Raw genomic sequence first — 17,037 nt, forward strand, 5'->3', positions numbered from 1 at the left:
ATGATGTTTGGTAGATTTTCTGAAAGAGCTCAGAAAATGATTTATTATGCTCAGGAAGAAGCACAAAATTTTAAACACGGTTATGTTGGAACTGAACATATACTTCTTGGAATTTTAAGTGATGAAGGAGGAAAGGCACAAGCTGTTCTTTCAAATATGGGAGTTACAATAGAAAATGTAAGAAAATTAATAGAAGAATATGAAGGTTTTGGAGATTCTAATTTATATAAAGAAGAGCCACCACTTACACCACGTACTAAAAGACTTTTAGAGATAAGTTTACTCGAAGCAAGAAATTTAAATCATAACTATATAAATCCAGAACATGTTTTGTTAGCGCTCATAAGAGAAAGTGAAGGAGTAGCTTTTACTATTCTGGGTAATTTAGGAGTGGATTTTGAAAGGCTTAGAAAGGAAATTTTAGATAGCTTATCTGGTAGGGAGGAAACATCCGGAACAAAATCAAGTTTTAATTCTAATACCTCTTCAACACCAACATTAAATCAGTATGGTACTGATTTAACTCAAATGGCAATAGAAGGTAAATTGGATCCGGTTATAGGTAGAGAAAATGAAACTCAAAGGATATTAGAAATATTATGTAGAAGAACTAAAAATAATCCATGTCTTATAGGTGATCCAGGTGTAGGAAAAACAGCTATAGCAGAAGGGTTAGCACAAAAAATAGTTGAGGGTAATATCCCAGAAATATTAAAGGATAAAAGAGTTATTACATTAGATGTATCTTCTTTAGTTGCTGGTTCTAAGTACAGAGGAGAATTTGAAGAGAGACTTAAAAAGGTAATGAATGAAATAAAGGAAGCTAAAAATGTAATACTTTTTATTGATGAAATTCATACTATTATTGGTGCAGGCGGAGCTGAAGGAGCAATTGATGCATCAAATATTTTAAAACCTTCTCTTGCAAGGGGAGAAATTCAATGTATTGGTGCAACTACAACAGATGAATATAGAAGATATATTGAGAAGGATGCAGCACTTGAAAGAAGATTTCAACCAGTAGATGTAGGAGAACCTAGTAAAGAAGAAGCAGTTCAAATACTTGAAGGACTTAGAGATAAATATGAAGCTCATCATGGAGTAAAAATTACTGATGATGCTATAGAAGCAGCAGTGAATCTTTCTACAAGATATATAGCAGATAGGTTTTTACCAGATAAGGCTATAGATTTAATAGATGAAGCAGCTTCAAAAGTCAGAATACAAAATCTTACAGCACCACCTGATTTGAAAAATCAAGAAGAAGAACTTGAAAAAGCAACTAGAGAAAAATCAGATGCTATAAGACTTCAAGATTTTGAAAAAGCAGCTAAACTTAGAGATAAAGAAAAGAAGTTAAGAATTGCTATTGAGGAGTTTAAAAAGAGTTGGAAAAGTAAAAATGATAATGATAATGAAAACTATATAGTCACACATAAACAAGTAGCATCAGTAGTAGCTAAATGGACTAATATACCTGTTGAGAAACTTACAGAAAAAGAATCAGAGAAACTACTTAAACTTGAAGAAATACTTCATAGAAGGGTTGTAGGTCAGGAAGAGGCTGTTGAATATGTTTCTAGAGCAGTAAGAAGAGCAAGAGTAGGACTTAAGGATCCTAAGAGACCAATTGGTTCATTTATATTTTTAGGACCAACAGGAGTAGGAAAAACTGAATTATCCAAAGCATTAGCAGAAGCTATGTTTGGAGATGAAAATAGTATTATAAGAATTGATATGTCGGAATACATGGAAAAACATACTGTATCTCGTCTTGTTGGTTCACCTCCTGGATATGTTGGGTATGATGAAGGAGGACAACTTACAGAGCAGGTAAGAAGAAAGCCTTATTCTGTAGTACTCTTTGATGAAATAGAGAAAGCTCATCCAGATGTATTTAATATACTATTACAAATACTTGATGATGGAAGATTAACTGATTCTAAGGGAAAAACTGTTAGCTTTTCTAATACGATAATAATAATGACTTCTAATGTTGGTGCATCAACAATAAAAAAACAAAAAACTTTAGGGTTTGAAACTGCAAAAGATGAGAAAAGACAAGAATATGATAAAATGAAGGAAAATATAATAGAAGAACTTAAAAATTCATTTAAGCCTGAGTTTATTAACAGAATAGATGAAATAATTGTTTTTCATAAGTTAGAAGAGAAGGATCTTAGACAAATAGTAAAACTTATGCTTCAATCAGTTAAGGAAAGGTTAGAGGAGCAAAATATAAAGATAAGTTTTACTCCTAAGGCTGAAGAAGTTCTTGCAGAAAAAGGATTTGACTCTACTTATGGAGCAAGACCTTTAAGGAGAACTATAACAAAGGCTGTTGAAGATAAGCTTTCAGAAGAAATATTGAAAGGTAAAATAAATAAAAACGATAATATCTCAGTAGATGTAGATCAAGATAAGGAATTGCTATTTACAAAAGGCGAATAAAATAAATATCTTAGTGACAGGTTTTATAGTAAAGTATAATTTTAATATATTTTACTATCACCTGTCATTTATTAATTTTTATTTAAATAAGTATTTTAAGCTATTCTAAATGTTTATTTTACTGACAAATGAGTCAAAAGTATTGTATAATTATTTATGTAGCAATAGGAGTGATTTCAATGAGCAAAATTAAAAGTTATTTTGTATGTCAGGAATGTGGATATCAGTCAGTAAAATGGCTTGGAAAATGTCCATCTTGTAATAACTGGAATAGCTTTATAGAGGAAGAAAAGGTAGAAAATAAAAAGACAAGTAAAATAATATTAAATAGTGAACCCAAATGTATAAATAATATAAAATCAGGACAGTATGAAAGATATGATACAAATAATAAAGAGCTAAATAGAGTACTTGGTGGAGGACTTGTTAAAGGATCAATTACATTAATATCAGGGGCACCTGGTATAGGAAAGTCCACACTCCTTCTACAAATTTGTCAGGATATAGCAGTGAAATACGGAAAAGTGCTTTATGTTTCAGGAGAAGAGTCTGAAAATCAAATAAAAATGCGTGGAGATAGATTAAAAGTAACCTCTCCTAATATATATATACTATCAGAAACTAATATGGAAAATATAGAAGAGCATGTCAATAATATAAAGCCTGCCTTTGTTATAATAGATTCAATACAAACATTGTATAAAGAACAAATAACTTCTGCTCCAGGCAGTGTTTCTCAAGTTAGAGAATGTGCGAATGATATTATGAGAATAGCCAAAACTAGTAATATACCATTTTTTATAGTAGCACATGTAACAAAGCAGGGGGAACTTGCAGGACCAAGAGTATTAGAACATATTGTAGATACGGTGCTTACATTTGAAGGACAAAGAACAGAAGAATTTAGGATACTTAGGACAGTTAAAAATCGTTTTGGTACTACAAGTGAAATTGGTGTATTTGAAATGCAAGAAGAAGGACTTAAACAAATATATAATCCTTCAGGGCTATTTCTAGAGGAAACAAATTTTAATCAAGAAGGTTCAGTTGTAATAGGCATTATGGAAGGAACAAGACCAATACTTGTTGAGATACAAGCGTTAGTTTCAAAAACAAATGCAGTAATGCCAAGAAGAACATCTGTTGGAATTGATAGTTCTAGACTTAATTTAATTTTAGCAGTTCTTGAAAAAAAGCTTAAAGTTCCATTTTATAATTGTGATGTTTACGTAAATGTAGTAGGCGGATTAAATATTGAAGGAACCTATGGAGATTTAGGATTAGCACTTGCTTTAATTTCAAGTGTTAAAGGTAAAAGTATAAAGTTAGATAAGCTGATAGTTATAGGTGAAATTGGATTAACAGGAGAAGTAAGACCAGTATCTTTTTCAGATAGAATTGTGAATGAAGCGGATAAATTAGGATTTAAAAATGTATTAGTTCCACACAAAAATATTAAAAGTGATAAAAATGTTGCGATAAATACAATAGGTGTGTCTTATTTAAAGGAAGCTGTAAATAAAGTTTTTTAAGGGTGATTAAAGTGAATGATTTGAGATTGAAAAAAGATAAAAAGCTTCTAGAAATATTAAAAATAATGGCTCCAGGTACTGATGTGAGAGAGGGACTTGAGAATATTTTAAGAGCTAAAACGGGAGGATTAGTAGTATTAGGCGATAATGAAGAGGTTATGAAGTTAAGTGATGGTGGCTTTAAAATTAATTCGGAATATAGTGCATCATATATATATGAACTTGCTAAAATGGATGGAGCAATAATTTTAAGTAGTGATTTAAGAAAAATAGTAAGAGCCAATGTGCAGTTGGTACCAGATTCATCTATACCTACATTTGAAACCGGAACTAGGCATAGGACAGCACATAGGGTTGCAAAACAGACAGGAAATGTTGTTGTGGCAATATCACAAAGAAGAAATGTAATAACTATTTATAAAGATGATATAAAATATATTTTACGTGATAGTAGTGTTATACTTGCAAGAGCTAATCAAGCAATTCAAACGTTGGAGAAATATGTTGCGGTTTTAGATAGGGTTATAGGAAATTTAAACTTACTGGAATTTGAAGATTTATGTACACTTCATGATGTTGTAGTGGCAATTCAGAGAACTGAAATGGTAATGAGGGTAGTAACCGAAATAGATAGATATATATGTGAATTAGGCAATGAAGGAAGACTTATATCTATGCAATTAAACGAGCTTGTAAAAAATGTTGAGCAAGATGGAATGCTTATAATAAGAGATTACTGTCAAAATGAATTAAATTATAATAAGGTATGTGAAATAGTACAAAGTATGTCTTCAGAAGAGTTTTTAAATAGTGAGGTCATTTCGAAAGTAATGGGTTATGGAGATGTTCCTTTAATAGATACACTGATATCTCCTAGAGGGTATAGAATGACAAGTAAGATACCTAGAATACCTTTTATTGTTATAGAAAATCTTGTTAAAAATTTCAAAGAACTAAAAAAAATATTAGAGGCATCACATGAAGAACTTGACAAAGTTGAAGGAATTGGTGAAGCTAGAGCAAGGGCTATAAAAAGTGGGCTTAGGAAATTAAAAGAGCAAACTATAATTAGTAAACAATTGTAGGAAGTAGAGTTATACAATATTGTATAACTCTATATATTATCGTAGATTAAATTTTCCTAAAGTATCTATTTTATCATATTCTTTAAGTAGTATATCGTATAGATTTATATCGAGAGTATTACAAAGAGCAGATAAATAAAACAAATTATTTCCAATTTCATTCATTAAAACATCTCTACAGTTTTCGCATAATTTTCCTCTAACATGAGTTTTTAAGCTATTTTTCAAAGCTTTAATGTCAGATAAATCTTCTGGTAATTGCTGCTTTTTTGCATTTATTTCTATGCATCCACATCTAGTTGCGGATTTTACTATAGCTCTATTAATTCTACCTTGCGATTCTTGAAGTTTAGAAAGTATATCTAATAAACTTGAATGTCTTATTAATGATTCTTCTACTAAATTTTGAAATTCATCAAAAATTACATCTTGCATTTTATTCATCTCCTTGAACATATTTGTAATATGTATTAAGTAATTGTAAAAGTTTCTGGAAGATTTTTATAAGCTTCTGTTAGTTCATTTTAATGTTTTTGAAATTTTATATAGAAAACTGTTGAGTTTTTATATAAAGTATCAAAAGCAAATACGTTTTAGTGCCCTTTTGATTTATTTCACTTTATATATTAAAACAATATTTAATTAAATAATAGGGGGATAAATATTTGAAAATATTGTAAACAACCTTGATATCTTTGTAGTTTTACCGTATACTTTATTGTTGAAAGCATATAAAATTTATTTTACATTAAATCGAGAAAAATTACATTTTTTAGAATTAAATTTATAAAATTGCCAATAATTAATAAAGGAGGTGGCTTAAATTGCTAAAAAAAATATTGAGAGGACTTTTTACAGTTATAGGATTGGTTTTGGGATATCTATTGGCCAGTATAATATTAAGAGGTAATTATTTTTCTCAGCTTAGAAATAATGATGTTGAAAAAATAATTTTTATAGTATTTTGTGTTTTGGTATTAGGTATAATATTTTTTATAATATCCCCATGGATTAATTCTTTAATATTAAAACTTATGGACTATTTAGAGAGAACTATACAGAAGATACCAGTTTCTGAGGTCTTATTTGGAACAGGGGGTGCCATAATAGGACTTATAATTGCTTCTCTGTTAGCAAGTTCACTTAATAGAATATCATCGGGTGCATTTGCATATATATTTACGATAATATTTATCATTGTTAATATAATAATGGCTGTTTTTGGTGCAGATGTAGCTATAAAAAAGAGAGAAGAGTTAATAAATTTATTTTACAACTTGAGAAAATCTGGAGTTGGGAAAGAAAAGAAAAGCAAAGGTGTTTCTAAAGGAAGTCCTAAGATTTTAGATACTTCTGTTATAATTGATGGAAGAATATTTGATATATGTCAAACTGATTTTATTGAAGGTACTCTTATAATACCAGGATTTGTACTTAAGGAATTAAGGCATATTGCAGATTCATCAGATGGACTTAAGAGAAATCGTGGAAGAAGAGGTCTTGATATACTAAATAAAATTCAAAAAGAACTTAATATAGAAGTTAAAATATATGATAAAGATTTTCCTGATATACAGGAGGTCGATCTTAAACTTTTAAAGTTGGCCGAGGTAATGAAAGGAAAAGTAATAACAAATGATTACAATTTAAATAAGGTTGCAGAATTTCAGGGGGTTCCTGTACTTAATATAAATGAACTTGCAAATGCAGTTAAACCAGTGGTACTTCCAGGAGAGGAAATGACTATACAAATAATTAAAGATGGAAAAGAGTCAGGACAAGGAATAGGATACCTTGATGATGGAACTATGATAGTTGTAGAAGGTGGAAGAAGTCATATAGGAGAAACTAGAGAAGTTACAGTCACATCAGTTCTTCAAACTGCAGCTGGTAGAATGATATTTGCTAGACAGAAGAATTAATAGAGACAAGGGGTTAATAACTAATGAACTGTGCAATTATAATGGCAGCTGGTAAAGGTAGTAGGATGAAGGTAAATAAAAATAAGCAATTTATTCTTATCGAAGGTAAGCCAATTTTAGCATATACAATAGAAAAATTTGAAAATAGTCCTTTAATTGATGAAATAGTTGTTGTAGCAGCAGAAGATGAAATAAATTTTTGTATGCAAGAAATAGTTTCTAAATATGGTTATACTAAAGTTAAGAATATAGTTTCTGGAGGTACTGAAAGACAACAATCAGTACTAAGAGGCCTTAAAGCAGCTAAAAAAGCTAATATTGTATTAATACATGATGGTGCAAGACCATTTGTAGATAATGAAATTATAGAAGCTGGAATAAAATATGCCGATATATATGGTGGAGCAGCATGTGGTGTTGAACCGAAGGATACTATAAAATTGAAAAGTGATAATGGATTTTCTGAAAAAACATTTGATAGAAGTAAGCTTTTTTGTGTTCAAACGCCACAATGCTTTAAGTATGATTTAATATTAAAAGCTCATCTAGAGGCAGAAAAGAAAGAAATTTTAGCCACAGATGATACAATGATATTTGAGATGGCTGGAAATAAAGTGTACCTTTATAATGGAAGTTATGAAAATATAAAAATTACCACACCAGATGATTTATATGCAGCAGAAATATTATTGAATAAGAAATGATAAAAATAGGTATCACAATGTTAAAGTTTAGAACACATTATGATACCTATTTTTATTAAGTTAGATGACAAGCAACTTGATGGGTTGGTGATAAATATTTTAATTTTGGTGTAGTCTCTCTACAAATATGATTAGCGTATGGGCAGCGTGTATGGAATCTACAACCGGAAGGTGGATCTGTAGGACTTGGAATATTACCTTTAAGAAGTATTCTATTTCTTTTTATTGTTGGATCAGGAATAGGTATAGCAGATATTAGAGCTTTAGTATATGGATGTTTTGGATAACTGAATAGTTCTTCACGTGAAGCTAATTCAACTATAACCCCTAAATACATAATTGCAATTCTATCACATAAATGTTCTACAACACTTAAATCATGAGATATAAATAAGTATGATAATCTCTTTTTCTGCCTTAAATCACTAAATAGATTTATAATTTGCGCTTGAATAGATACATCTAAAGCAGAAACAGGTTCGTCTGCTACTATGAAGTCTGGATTTAAAGCCATAGCACGTGCAATTACTATACGTTGCCGTTGGCCACCAGAAAATTCATGAGGAAATCTATTTGCATAGGTTGCATTTAAGCCACATAATTCAAGGAAGTACTTTACTTTATCCTTTACATTATTTTTGGTAGCTAAATTATGTTCAAGTAGAGCTTCACCTATAGCAGTACCTATTTCCATACGTGGATTTAACGAACTATAAGGATCTTGAAAAATGTATTGAGCTTTTATACGGATTTTTCTAAGGTCTCGTTTTGAAAGGGAGTATACATCAATATCGTTAAAATTCACTTCACCAGAAGTTTTGTCAGTCATTCTTAAAATAGTCTGACCAAGTGTTGTTTTTCCACTACCTGATTCACCAACTAAACCAAAAGCTTCTCCTTTATTAATATGAAAACTTATTCCATCAACAGCTTTTACATAGCTTTTAGTTTTACCTAAAAATCCTTGTGTTACGGGAAAATATTTTTTTAAATCTGTTACTTCCAGTAGTTTATTATTCATTTATGTCTCCTTTCTCGTAAAGCCAACATGCGGTTTTATGGTTACCATGATTTAAAGTAACGTTTGGTGATTTTTTTCTACATATATCTTTACAGTATTCACACCTCTCGTTGAAATAACAGGATTCATTAAGTTTCGATAAATCTGGAACAGAGCCTTTTATAGGGTAAAGTCTATCATTATGTTGACCTATAATTGGTCTTGAATTTAAAAGTCCTTTTGTATAAGGATGCATAGGATTCTTAAATAGCTCAACAACTGGAGCTTCTTCAACTATTTTTCCAGCATACATTACAATTACGTAGTCCGCTATTTCAGCAACAACTCCAAGATCATGAGTAATAAATAAAATTGAGGTATTTAATTCTAATTTGAGTTTTTGAAGTAAATCTAAAATTTGTGCTTGAATAGTTACATCAAGAGCAGTAGTAGGTTCATCCGCAATTAAAAGTTTTGGGTTTGAACTTAGAGCAATAGCAATCATAATTCTCTGGAGCATGCCTCCACTTAATTGGTGGGGATAAGCTTTTATAATATCTTCAGCCCTTGGAATTCCAACGGTATTAATTAATTCTATAGCTTTTTTATAAGCTTCTTTTTTGTTTATTAATTCGTGTTCAAGAAGTATTTCTATTAATTGCGAACCTATAGTAAAAACAGGATTTAAGGAAGTCATAGGTTCTTGAAATATCATGGAAATTTCCTTTCCTCTTAAATTTTGAAAATCATTTTTAGATAATTTTAAAAGATCCGTTTCATTGTACAAAATTTCTCCGGCTACAATCCTTCCAGGGTCGTTTATAAGACCCATGATAGAAAGAGAAGTAACACTTTTGCCACAGCCAGATTCTCCAACAATACATACAGTTTCACCTTTTTTTATAGAAAAGCTAACATCATCTACAGCTTTTGTTACTTCATTATCACCATAAAAATAAGTTTTTAAATTATTGACGTTTAATAAGTCTTCTTTCATAATTATTATCTACCTTTCATTTTAGGATCTAGTGCATCTCTTAACGCATCACCAAGTAAGTTTATTGATATTATGGTAAGGAAGATTGCCAGCCCTGGTGGTATCCAAAGCCAAGATCGATTTTGAAAGTCAATTAAATTATTAGCAGCATTTATCATATTACCCCAAGATGGTGTGGGCGGAATAACACCAAGTCCAAGAAAGCTTAAGGAAGATTCGCTTAATATACCATCAGCAGTGCTTAAAGTTGCTACAACTATTAACAAAGGAAAGGTATTAGGCAAAAGATGATGAAAAATTTTTCGTCTGTCGCTTAGACCTAATATGTCAGCTGCTTTCATAAAATTTTGTTCCCGTAAAGATAGTACCTGACCTCGAATAAGTCTAGCTAAAGATGGCCAACCTACAAAGCTCAACATAAGCATAACAATATAAAGCCTATAGTCAGAAGGCACTTTTAATTCGGATAGAAGAGCAGCAATTATAATTAAAAGAGGTAATCCAGGAATAGACATTAGAATGTCTGCTACTCTCATAAGTATATTGTCTACAATACCTCCATAGTAACCGGATATGCATCCAAGTATGCTTCCTAAAATAAGGGAAAGTAGCATTGAAGCTAGACCTACAGTGAGAGAGATTCTACCTGCGTACATTAATCTTGTGAGAACGTCTCTTCCATAATCGTCAGTTCCTAATAAGTGATTAAAACTTGGAGGTTGTTTAATTAAGGTGACATCAATATCGTTATAAGAGTAAGGTGAGAAAATAGGACCTATAAAATTAAATAAGAATATAAATAAAAGAAAAGCAATACTTATTACGGCTAATTTATTTTTTGAAAGTTTTCTAAAAGCTTGATGGGATAAGGAATTATTAGAAGTTTTTATAAACTTTTTCTTATTGAAAGACATTTTATACTCACCCTTTCTATTTAAATCTAATTCGTGGATCTGCTACTGCATATAAGATGTCAGAGCAAAAGTTTCCAAGTACAGTTAAAAGCGAAAGTAGCATTGTAAAGGTCATAAGTACAGGGTAATCTCTAAAACTAAGAGCTTCCAGTTGTATTCTCCCTATGCCGGGCCAGTTGAAAATTTGTTCAGTTATAATAGCACCAGAAAAAAGGCTAGGAAGCTCGAAGGATAAGAGAGTGATTGCAGGTAAAATTGCGTTTTTAAGAGCGTGCTTAAAAATTATAGTTCTCTCTTTAAGACCATTTGCACGAGCAGTTCTTATAAAATCTTGTCTAAGTACATCTAGCATACCACTCCTAAAATATCTAGTAAGAGATCCGATGCTTAGGAAGGTAAGAATTCCAACTGGAAGAATCATATGACGAATTACTTCAAAAATATAAGAAATACCATTAGTTGTGCTTCCAGTATCTATCATGCCACCTACAGGTAAAATTTTTAAATCTACACCAAAAACTTTTATCATTAAAAGACCTATAAAGAATGATGGGAATGATAATGATGCAAATACTAATAAAGTTACTATTCTATCAAAAAATGAGTACTTTTTTGTGGCTGAAAATATCCCAACAACTAAGGCTATTGACCATGTAAGGATGAGTGTTACAATAGCAATTATAAATGAATTCCAAACGTATTGATTTATTAAAGTTGTAACAGGTTCTAAATATTTTAATGAAAATCCGAAATTACCATGGATAAGATTTTTTAACCATATAAGGTATCTAATAATAATGGGTTTATCAAAACCGTTAAGTACCCTAAGCTCATGAGCTCTTTGTGGTGTAAGATTTCTGTTTGAATCTATATAATCTCCAGGCATTAAAGCAAATAAATAGAAAATTATAATGGAAACGCCTATAAGAGTGGGAATCATTTGAAGAAATCTACGTAATATATATTTTTTCATAAACAGCCTCCTATAAAAAAAACTGCCCCTAAGTCAAGAGTATTTAAATAAGAGCAGCTAGATATAATTAATTTTCTATTTTTAATTTTGATAAATTAGTAGAAGAAACTCCAGCAAAATTATTAGTGTCTAATCCTTTAATTCTACTATTCCAAGCTCTTAAGCTTTTTCTATAATCAATTAATATAACAGGAGGATCATTTGATAGCTCTTTATAAAGCTTTTGATAAATCACCTTACGCTTTTTCACGTTTAAAGTACTTACGCCTTCTGAAATAAGGTCGTCAACTTTTGAATTATAGTATCCAGTAACATTTTCAGACGCTTTTTTAGATGAAAATTCTTCAACAGAGTCATTTGGGTCTACAAGGCCACTTGTACGAACTGCTGCTAAATCATAGTCGCCCTTGTTTAATTTTTCAACTAATGTGTTGAAATCCATAATTTCAGGTTCAAAATCAATACCTAAAGCTTTATAGTTTTCTTTGGCTACGGGAATTGTTTGATCTGTATTTTTTGAAGTTAAATAAGAAAGTTTCAGCTTTTGACCATTTTTTTCACGTATACCATTGGAATTGAGCTTCCAACCATCAGCATCTAATAATTTTTTTGCTTTTTCTGGATCGAATTTATACTTATTGACACCATCAGTATTATAAGACCACACAAGTGGGGAAGTAGGTACTGTGGCAACTTCACCATAACCTTTATAGGCTACATCAACAATTTTTTGACGATCAAGACCATAAATAAGAGCTTGCCTAACATTTTTGTCTTTTAGATATGATTTTTTATTATTCATATAAACATAACCATAGTCGCTAACAGTGCTGATTCTTATATTGGCAAAGCCTAAATTTTCAATTTGGTCTACTGTATCTTTATCTGTAGAAAAGGAATCGTAATCTACATCTCCAGTTTCAAAAAGTTGAAGATTTGTGTCTTTGCTAGTAACCTTAAAGATTAAATTTTCTATTTTAGGTTTACCATTATAGTAGGTTTCATTTGCTTTGTAGCGTATCTCTTGACCAGGAATATATTTATCTAATTTATATGGTCCAGCACCTAGTGGTTTAGAGTATAATGCTTTTAAATAATCCAGCTTTCCTTTTTGATAGTCTTTTCCATAGTAAGCCTTTGATAGCACTTGACCACCTAATTTTGTTAAGTTTAGAGGATTTACTTTTTCAGTTGTGATTTTTATTGTAAGCGGATCTACAACTTGTATTCCTGAAATAGAAGTTGAACTGCCTTTTTTATAATCATCACTTCCTTTTATATAGCAAGTTGATATGTCGAAACTACCATTATAAGAAGGGTCATCTAAAAGTGTTAAAGTAAATGCAACATCATCGGCAGTTAGTGGTGAGCCATCGCTAAATTTTAAATCTTTTCTTAAATGATAAGTATAGGTTAAATTATCCGAGGATATATCCCACGTTTTAGCTAAGTCGGCAATAGGATTTCCTTTTTCATCTGTACCCACTAATGAAGGGAAAATAGGCTCTGTAGCATTACCATCCCAGCCGTTATCATAAAAATATGGTAAGAAAACTCCGCCAGGCTCACTTATTGCAGAAATAAAGGTGTCTTTGTGTTCAACTGCTTTTTTAGGGTTTTTATTAGGTGATTTGGCTGTAATATATTGATCTTTAACACTAGATACTTTTGTAGCTTTAGCAGCATTGTTTATATTAGATTTGCTTGAGCATGAAGATAAAATTGAAGCAATAATTAAAGATGGAATAAGTACAGTAATAAATTTTTTTCTCAATATTAACACTCCTTGTATAATTTATAAAATAAAAAGACAGAGTATTTTTTAGTTTATAAAAAATACTCTGCCTCCAGTTTGTCTGGTAAACAGATAAAATATTAATTTTCATAATTCATACTAAACATATATGTTTAATCAATTATATTACAAAATTACATTTCAGTCAATAATGTATTTAATAGTAATATATAAGTTTCAAATCATAAAACTATTGACACATAATGGTTTGAATCGTATAATAGTAAATTAAGAAAACTAATAGTAAAACGGTGATAAAGAATAGTAGAAGCTGCACAAATACAGAGAGAAAATCCAGGGCTGAAAGATTTTCAACTTAGCTTTGAACCTGCTTTTGAGTTTTAATTAATGAGTACAAATTTAGGTGGTACCGCGATCAAACTCGCCCTAATGTGGGGTGGGTTTTTATTTTTTTGTAGATGGAATTTAGGAGGTTTTTATTATGAAAATGTCAAACATGTTAATGCTAACGTTAAGAGAAAGTCCAGCAGAGGCAGAAATAGAAAGCCATAAACTTATGCTTAGATCCGGAATGATAAGAAAAATGGCATCCGGAGTATATAATTATATGCCATTAGGATTAAAAGCATTAAAAAAAGTTGAGAATATAATAAGAGAAGAAATGAATAATGCTGGAGCACAAGAATTTTTAGCATCAGCTCTTTTACCATCAGAGCTTTGGAAGGAATCAGGAAGATGGGAAGTATTTGGACCAGAAATGTTTAAACTTAAGGATAGAAATGAAAGAGAATTTTGTCTAGGACCTACACATGAAGAGGTGTTTACAGATTTTGCAAGAAGTGAAATAAAATCTTATAAACAGCTTCCTGTTAATTTATATCAAATTCAAACAAAGTATAGAGATGAGAGAAGACCAAGATTTGGTATGATACGTTCAAGAGAATTTGTTATGAAGGATGCTTATAGCTTTGATAGAAACAACGAAGGATTAGATGTATCTTATAATAAAATGTATGAAGCTTATACAAAAATATTTAAAAGATGTAATGTAAGTTGCAGTGCAGTAGCAGCAGACTCAGGAGCTATGGGTGGTTCGGGTTCGGCAGAATTTATGGTTAAATCAGAAATAGGAGAAGATGAAATAGCATTTTGTACAGAATGTGACTACGCAGCAAATGTAGAAAAGGCACCAGCTTCACCTGAAAAAGCTGATAAAGAGGAATTAAAGGAACTTCAAAAAATCGAAACACCTCATGCTAAAACAATAGATGATTTAGTTAAATTTTTTAAAGTAGATTCTAAGAAATTTGTAAAAACTATAATATACAAGGCAGACGATAAAGTAGTAGCTGTAATGGTAAGAGGTGACAGAGAAGTAAATGAAACTAAAGTTAAAAATGCAGTAGGAGCACCAGTGGAGTTTGATCTTGCATCTGAAAAAATAGTTAAAAATGCAACAGGAGCTGAAGTTGGTTTCGCAGGACCTATAGGATTAAAAGTAGATTATTTGTTTGTTGATGATGAAGTAAAATATATGTACAATTTTATTGTTGGATCTAACGAAACAGGATATCATTATACAAATGTAAATTATGATAGAGATTTCAAAGGTACAACTGGTGATTTTAGAAATGCTGTTGAAGGAGAAAAATGCCCTAAGTGTGGAAAAACTCTCACAATAGCAAGGGGAATAGAGGTTGGTCATATATTTAAACTTGGAACAAAATATTCAGAAGCCATGAAGGCTTATTTTGTAGATGAAGATGGAGAAAGCAAACCACTTATTATGGGATGTTACGGTATAGGAGTTAATAGAACTATGTCTGCTGTAGTTGAACAGCATCATGATGATAATGGAATAATATGGCCTTTATCTGTTGCACCATATGAAGTTATTGTTGTTCCAGCAGTATTTAAAAGTGAAGAGCAGATGGCGGAAGCTGAAAAAATATATAATGAGCTTAAGAAAATAGGAGTAGATGCTCTTTTAGATAATAGAAATGAAAGAGCCGGAGTTAAATTTAAGGATGCGGATTTAATAGGTATTCCAATGAGAATAACAGTTGGAAAGAAAATATCTGAAGGAAAAGTTGAATTCAAATGTAGAAACAGTGAAGAAGTTGAAGTTTTAGATTTAGATAAAGTTATATCAAGGGTCAAAGATGAGTTTAAAAAAAATAGCTTAGAGTTGAAATAAGATAATTAAAGATACTAATAGATAAGGAGGAATAGAATGAAGATATTCAATACAATGACACGAAAAAAAGAAGAATTCGTTCCGGTTAAGCCCGGTGAGGTGAAAATGTATGTATGTGGGCCCACAGTTTACAACTTCTTTCATATAGGAAATGCTAGAACTTTTATTGTATTTGATACTGTAAGAAAATATTTTGAGTATAGAGGCTATAAGGTAGATTTTATTCAAAATTTTACTGATATAGATGATAAAATGATAGGCAAAGCTAATAAAGAAGGGGTTACTGTAAAAGAACTTGGAGACCAATATATAAAAGAATATTACGAGGATGCAGACGAATTAAATATAGAAAGAGCAACTTGTAATCCAAGGGCAACAGAATATGTTGGAAAAATAATAGATTTTATAAAAGGACTTCAAGATGAAGGATATGCATATGAACTTGATGGAGATGTGTACTTTAACATAACTGCATTTGAGGAATATGGAAAGCTTTCAGGACAAAATTTAGAGGATAGAATGGCAGGAGCAACTATAGCAGTAGATGATAGAAAAAAGAATCCAATGGATTTTGCTTTGTGGAAAAGTGAAAAACCAGGAGAACCATCATGGGAAAGTCCATGGGGTAAAGGAAGGCCTGGTTGGCATATAGAATGTTCATGCATGGCTCACGATTTATTAGGTGATACAATTGATATACATGCGGGAGCTATAGATTTAATTTTTCCACATCATGAAAATGAAATAGCTCAAAGTGAAGCTAAAACGGGAAAAACATTTTCAAAGTATTGGATGCATGCAGCATATTTAAATATAAATAATGAAAAGATGTCTAAGTCATTAAATAATTTTTTAACAGCAAGAGATATGCTTAAAAAATATGATGCAGAGGTTATAAGACTATTTTTATTATCAGCACATTATAGAACTCCACTTAATTTTACTGAAGAGTCAATAGAAGCGGCTAAAACATCTCTTGAAAGACTTTATAATACAGTAAATAATTTAGAAAGTCTTTTAAATGGGGAGCTTCAGGAAAATGAAGATGATGAATATTTAGATAAATTAAATAGTTACAGAGAAAAGTTTATAGAAAAAATGGATGATGATTTTAATACTGCAGATGGTATCTCTGTAATATTTGATTTAGTTAAAGATATAAATATAAATGTGAGTGGAAAGTCAAGTAAAGTTGTTGTGGAAAATGCTATAGCACTTATGAGAGAGCTTGGGAAACCTCTTGGTATACTTCAAAAGGTTCAAAAACATAGCTTAGAGGATGAAATACAAGGACTAATAGAGCAAAGACAAAATGCAAGAAAAAATAAAGATTGGGCACTTGCAGATAAAATAAGAGACGAACTTAAAGCTAGAGGAATAGTTTTAGAGGATACTTCTGAGGGAATTAGATGGAAGTTCATTGATAAATAATAAAGGTAGCAGATTACAAAACTAAAAAACGTAGTCTGCTACTTTTATTAAATTTAATTTTTATACACCAAGGTT

The 17,037-nt window shown here is 30.8% G+C and carries 13 protein-coding genes; 7 read left to right on the plus strand and 6 right to left on the minus strand.

Annotation, left to right across the window (positions count from 1 at the left end; all coding sequences use genetic code 11):
- The 3 genes from CLFE_RS03585 to disA all read left to right on the plus strand — a co-directional run bounded on the left by CLFE_RS03585 (window position 1) and on the right by disA (window position 5,068).
- Window positions 1-2,451, plus strand: a complete 2,451-nt coding sequence (locus tag CLFE_RS03585) for an ATP-dependent Clp protease ATP-binding subunit (protein ID WP_077892329.1) — start codon at window positions 1-3, stop codon at window positions 2,449-2,451.
- A 179-nt stretch (window positions 2,452-2,630) separates the two neighbouring features.
- Complete coding sequence (radA, locus tag CLFE_RS03590; protein ID WP_077833993.1) at window positions 2,631-3,983, plus strand: DNA repair protein RadA; 1,353 nt, start codon at window positions 2,631-2,633, stop codon at window positions 3,981-3,983.
- An 11-nt stretch (window positions 3,984-3,994) separates the two neighbouring features.
- Window positions 3,995-5,068, plus strand: coding sequence for a DNA integrity scanning diadenylate cyclase DisA (gene disA, locus CLFE_RS03595; protein WP_077833992.1), 1,074 nt, complete (start codon window positions 3,995-3,997; stop codon window positions 5,066-5,068).
- Window positions 5,069-5,104: 36 nt separating this feature from the next.
- Here the strand turns inward: disA and CLFE_RS03600 are convergent, their stop codons facing one another.
- Window positions 5,105-5,503, minus strand: a complete 399-nt coding sequence (locus CLFE_RS03600; RefSeq protein WP_077833991.1) for a nucleoside triphosphate pyrophosphohydrolase family protein — start codon at window positions 5,501-5,503, stop codon at window positions 5,105-5,107.
- A gap of 389 nt (window positions 5,504-5,892) precedes the next feature.
- Here CLFE_RS03600 and CLFE_RS03605 point away from each other — a divergent pair, with 389 nt between their 5' ends.
- A complete protein-coding gene (locus CLFE_RS03605) occupies window positions 5,893-6,990 on the plus strand; it encodes a PIN/TRAM domain-containing protein (protein WP_077833990.1) in 1,098 nt (365 codons plus the stop codon).
- A gap of 23 nt (window positions 6,991-7,013) precedes the next feature.
- Window positions 7,014-7,694 carry a 2-C-methyl-D-erythritol 4-phosphate cytidylyltransferase gene (gene ispD, locus CLFE_RS03610; RefSeq protein WP_077892330.1) on the plus strand — a complete coding sequence of 227 codons (681 nt, stop codon included), beginning with the start codon at window positions 7,014-7,016 and terminating at the stop codon, window positions 7,692-7,694.
- A gap of 55 nt (window positions 7,695-7,749) precedes the next feature.
- Here ispD and CLFE_RS03615 read toward each other — a convergent pair whose 3' ends face one another.
- The 5 genes from CLFE_RS03615 to CLFE_RS03635 form a co-directional block, all read right to left on the minus strand.
- Window positions 7,750-8,715, minus strand: coding sequence for an ABC transporter ATP-binding protein (locus tag CLFE_RS03615; protein WP_077892331.1), 966 nt, complete (start codon window positions 8,713-8,715; stop codon window positions 7,750-7,752).
- On the minus strand, window positions 8,708-9,691 hold the full coding sequence (locus CLFE_RS03620) for an ABC transporter ATP-binding protein (protein ID WP_077892332.1): 984 nt from the start codon (window positions 9,689-9,691) through the stop codon (window positions 8,708-8,710). Before CLFE_RS03620 ends, CLFE_RS03615 begins: the two co-directional genes overlap by 8 nt.
- Window positions 9,692-9,696: 5 nt before the next feature.
- The gene (gene opp4C / locus CLFE_RS03625) at window positions 9,697-10,605 is read right to left on the minus strand and encodes an oligopeptide ABC transporter permease (RefSeq protein ID WP_077833986.1); all 909 of its coding nucleotides are present in this window, start codon (window positions 10,603-10,605) and stop codon (window positions 9,697-9,699) included.
- A 16-nt stretch (window positions 10,606-10,621) separates the two neighbouring features.
- Window positions 10,622-11,578: an ABC transporter permease gene (locus CLFE_RS03630; protein ID WP_077892333.1), complete on the minus strand. Its 957-nt coding sequence runs from the start codon at window positions 11,576-11,578 to the stop codon at window positions 10,622-10,624.
- Between the two features lie 67 nt (window positions 11,579-11,645).
- On the minus strand, window positions 11,646-13,361 hold the full coding sequence (locus CLFE_RS03635; RefSeq protein ID WP_432706058.1) for an ABC transporter substrate-binding protein: 1,716 nt from the start codon (window positions 13,359-13,361) through the stop codon (window positions 11,646-11,648).
- A 454-nt stretch (window positions 13,362-13,815) separates the two neighbouring features.
- Here CLFE_RS03635 and CLFE_RS03640 point away from each other — a divergent pair, with 454 nt between their 5' ends.
- Both CLFE_RS03640 and cysS read left to right on the plus strand, forming a co-directional pair.
- Complete coding sequence (locus tag CLFE_RS03640; protein WP_077892335.1) at window positions 13,816-15,531, plus strand: proline--tRNA ligase; 1,716 nt, start codon at window positions 13,816-13,818, stop codon at window positions 15,529-15,531.
- Window positions 15,532-15,567: 36 nt separating this feature from the next.
- Entirely contained in the window at window positions 15,568-16,962 is a 1,395-nt protein-coding gene (gene cysS, locus CLFE_RS03645) for a cysteine--tRNA ligase (protein ID WP_077892336.1), read from the plus strand.
- Window positions 16,963-17,037 lie beyond the last annotated feature (75 nt).

This window comes from Clostridium felsineum DSM 794, assembly GCF_002006355.2.
GTDB classification, from domain to species: Bacteria; Bacillota; Clostridia; order Clostridiales; family Clostridiaceae; genus Clostridium_S; species Clostridium_S felsineum.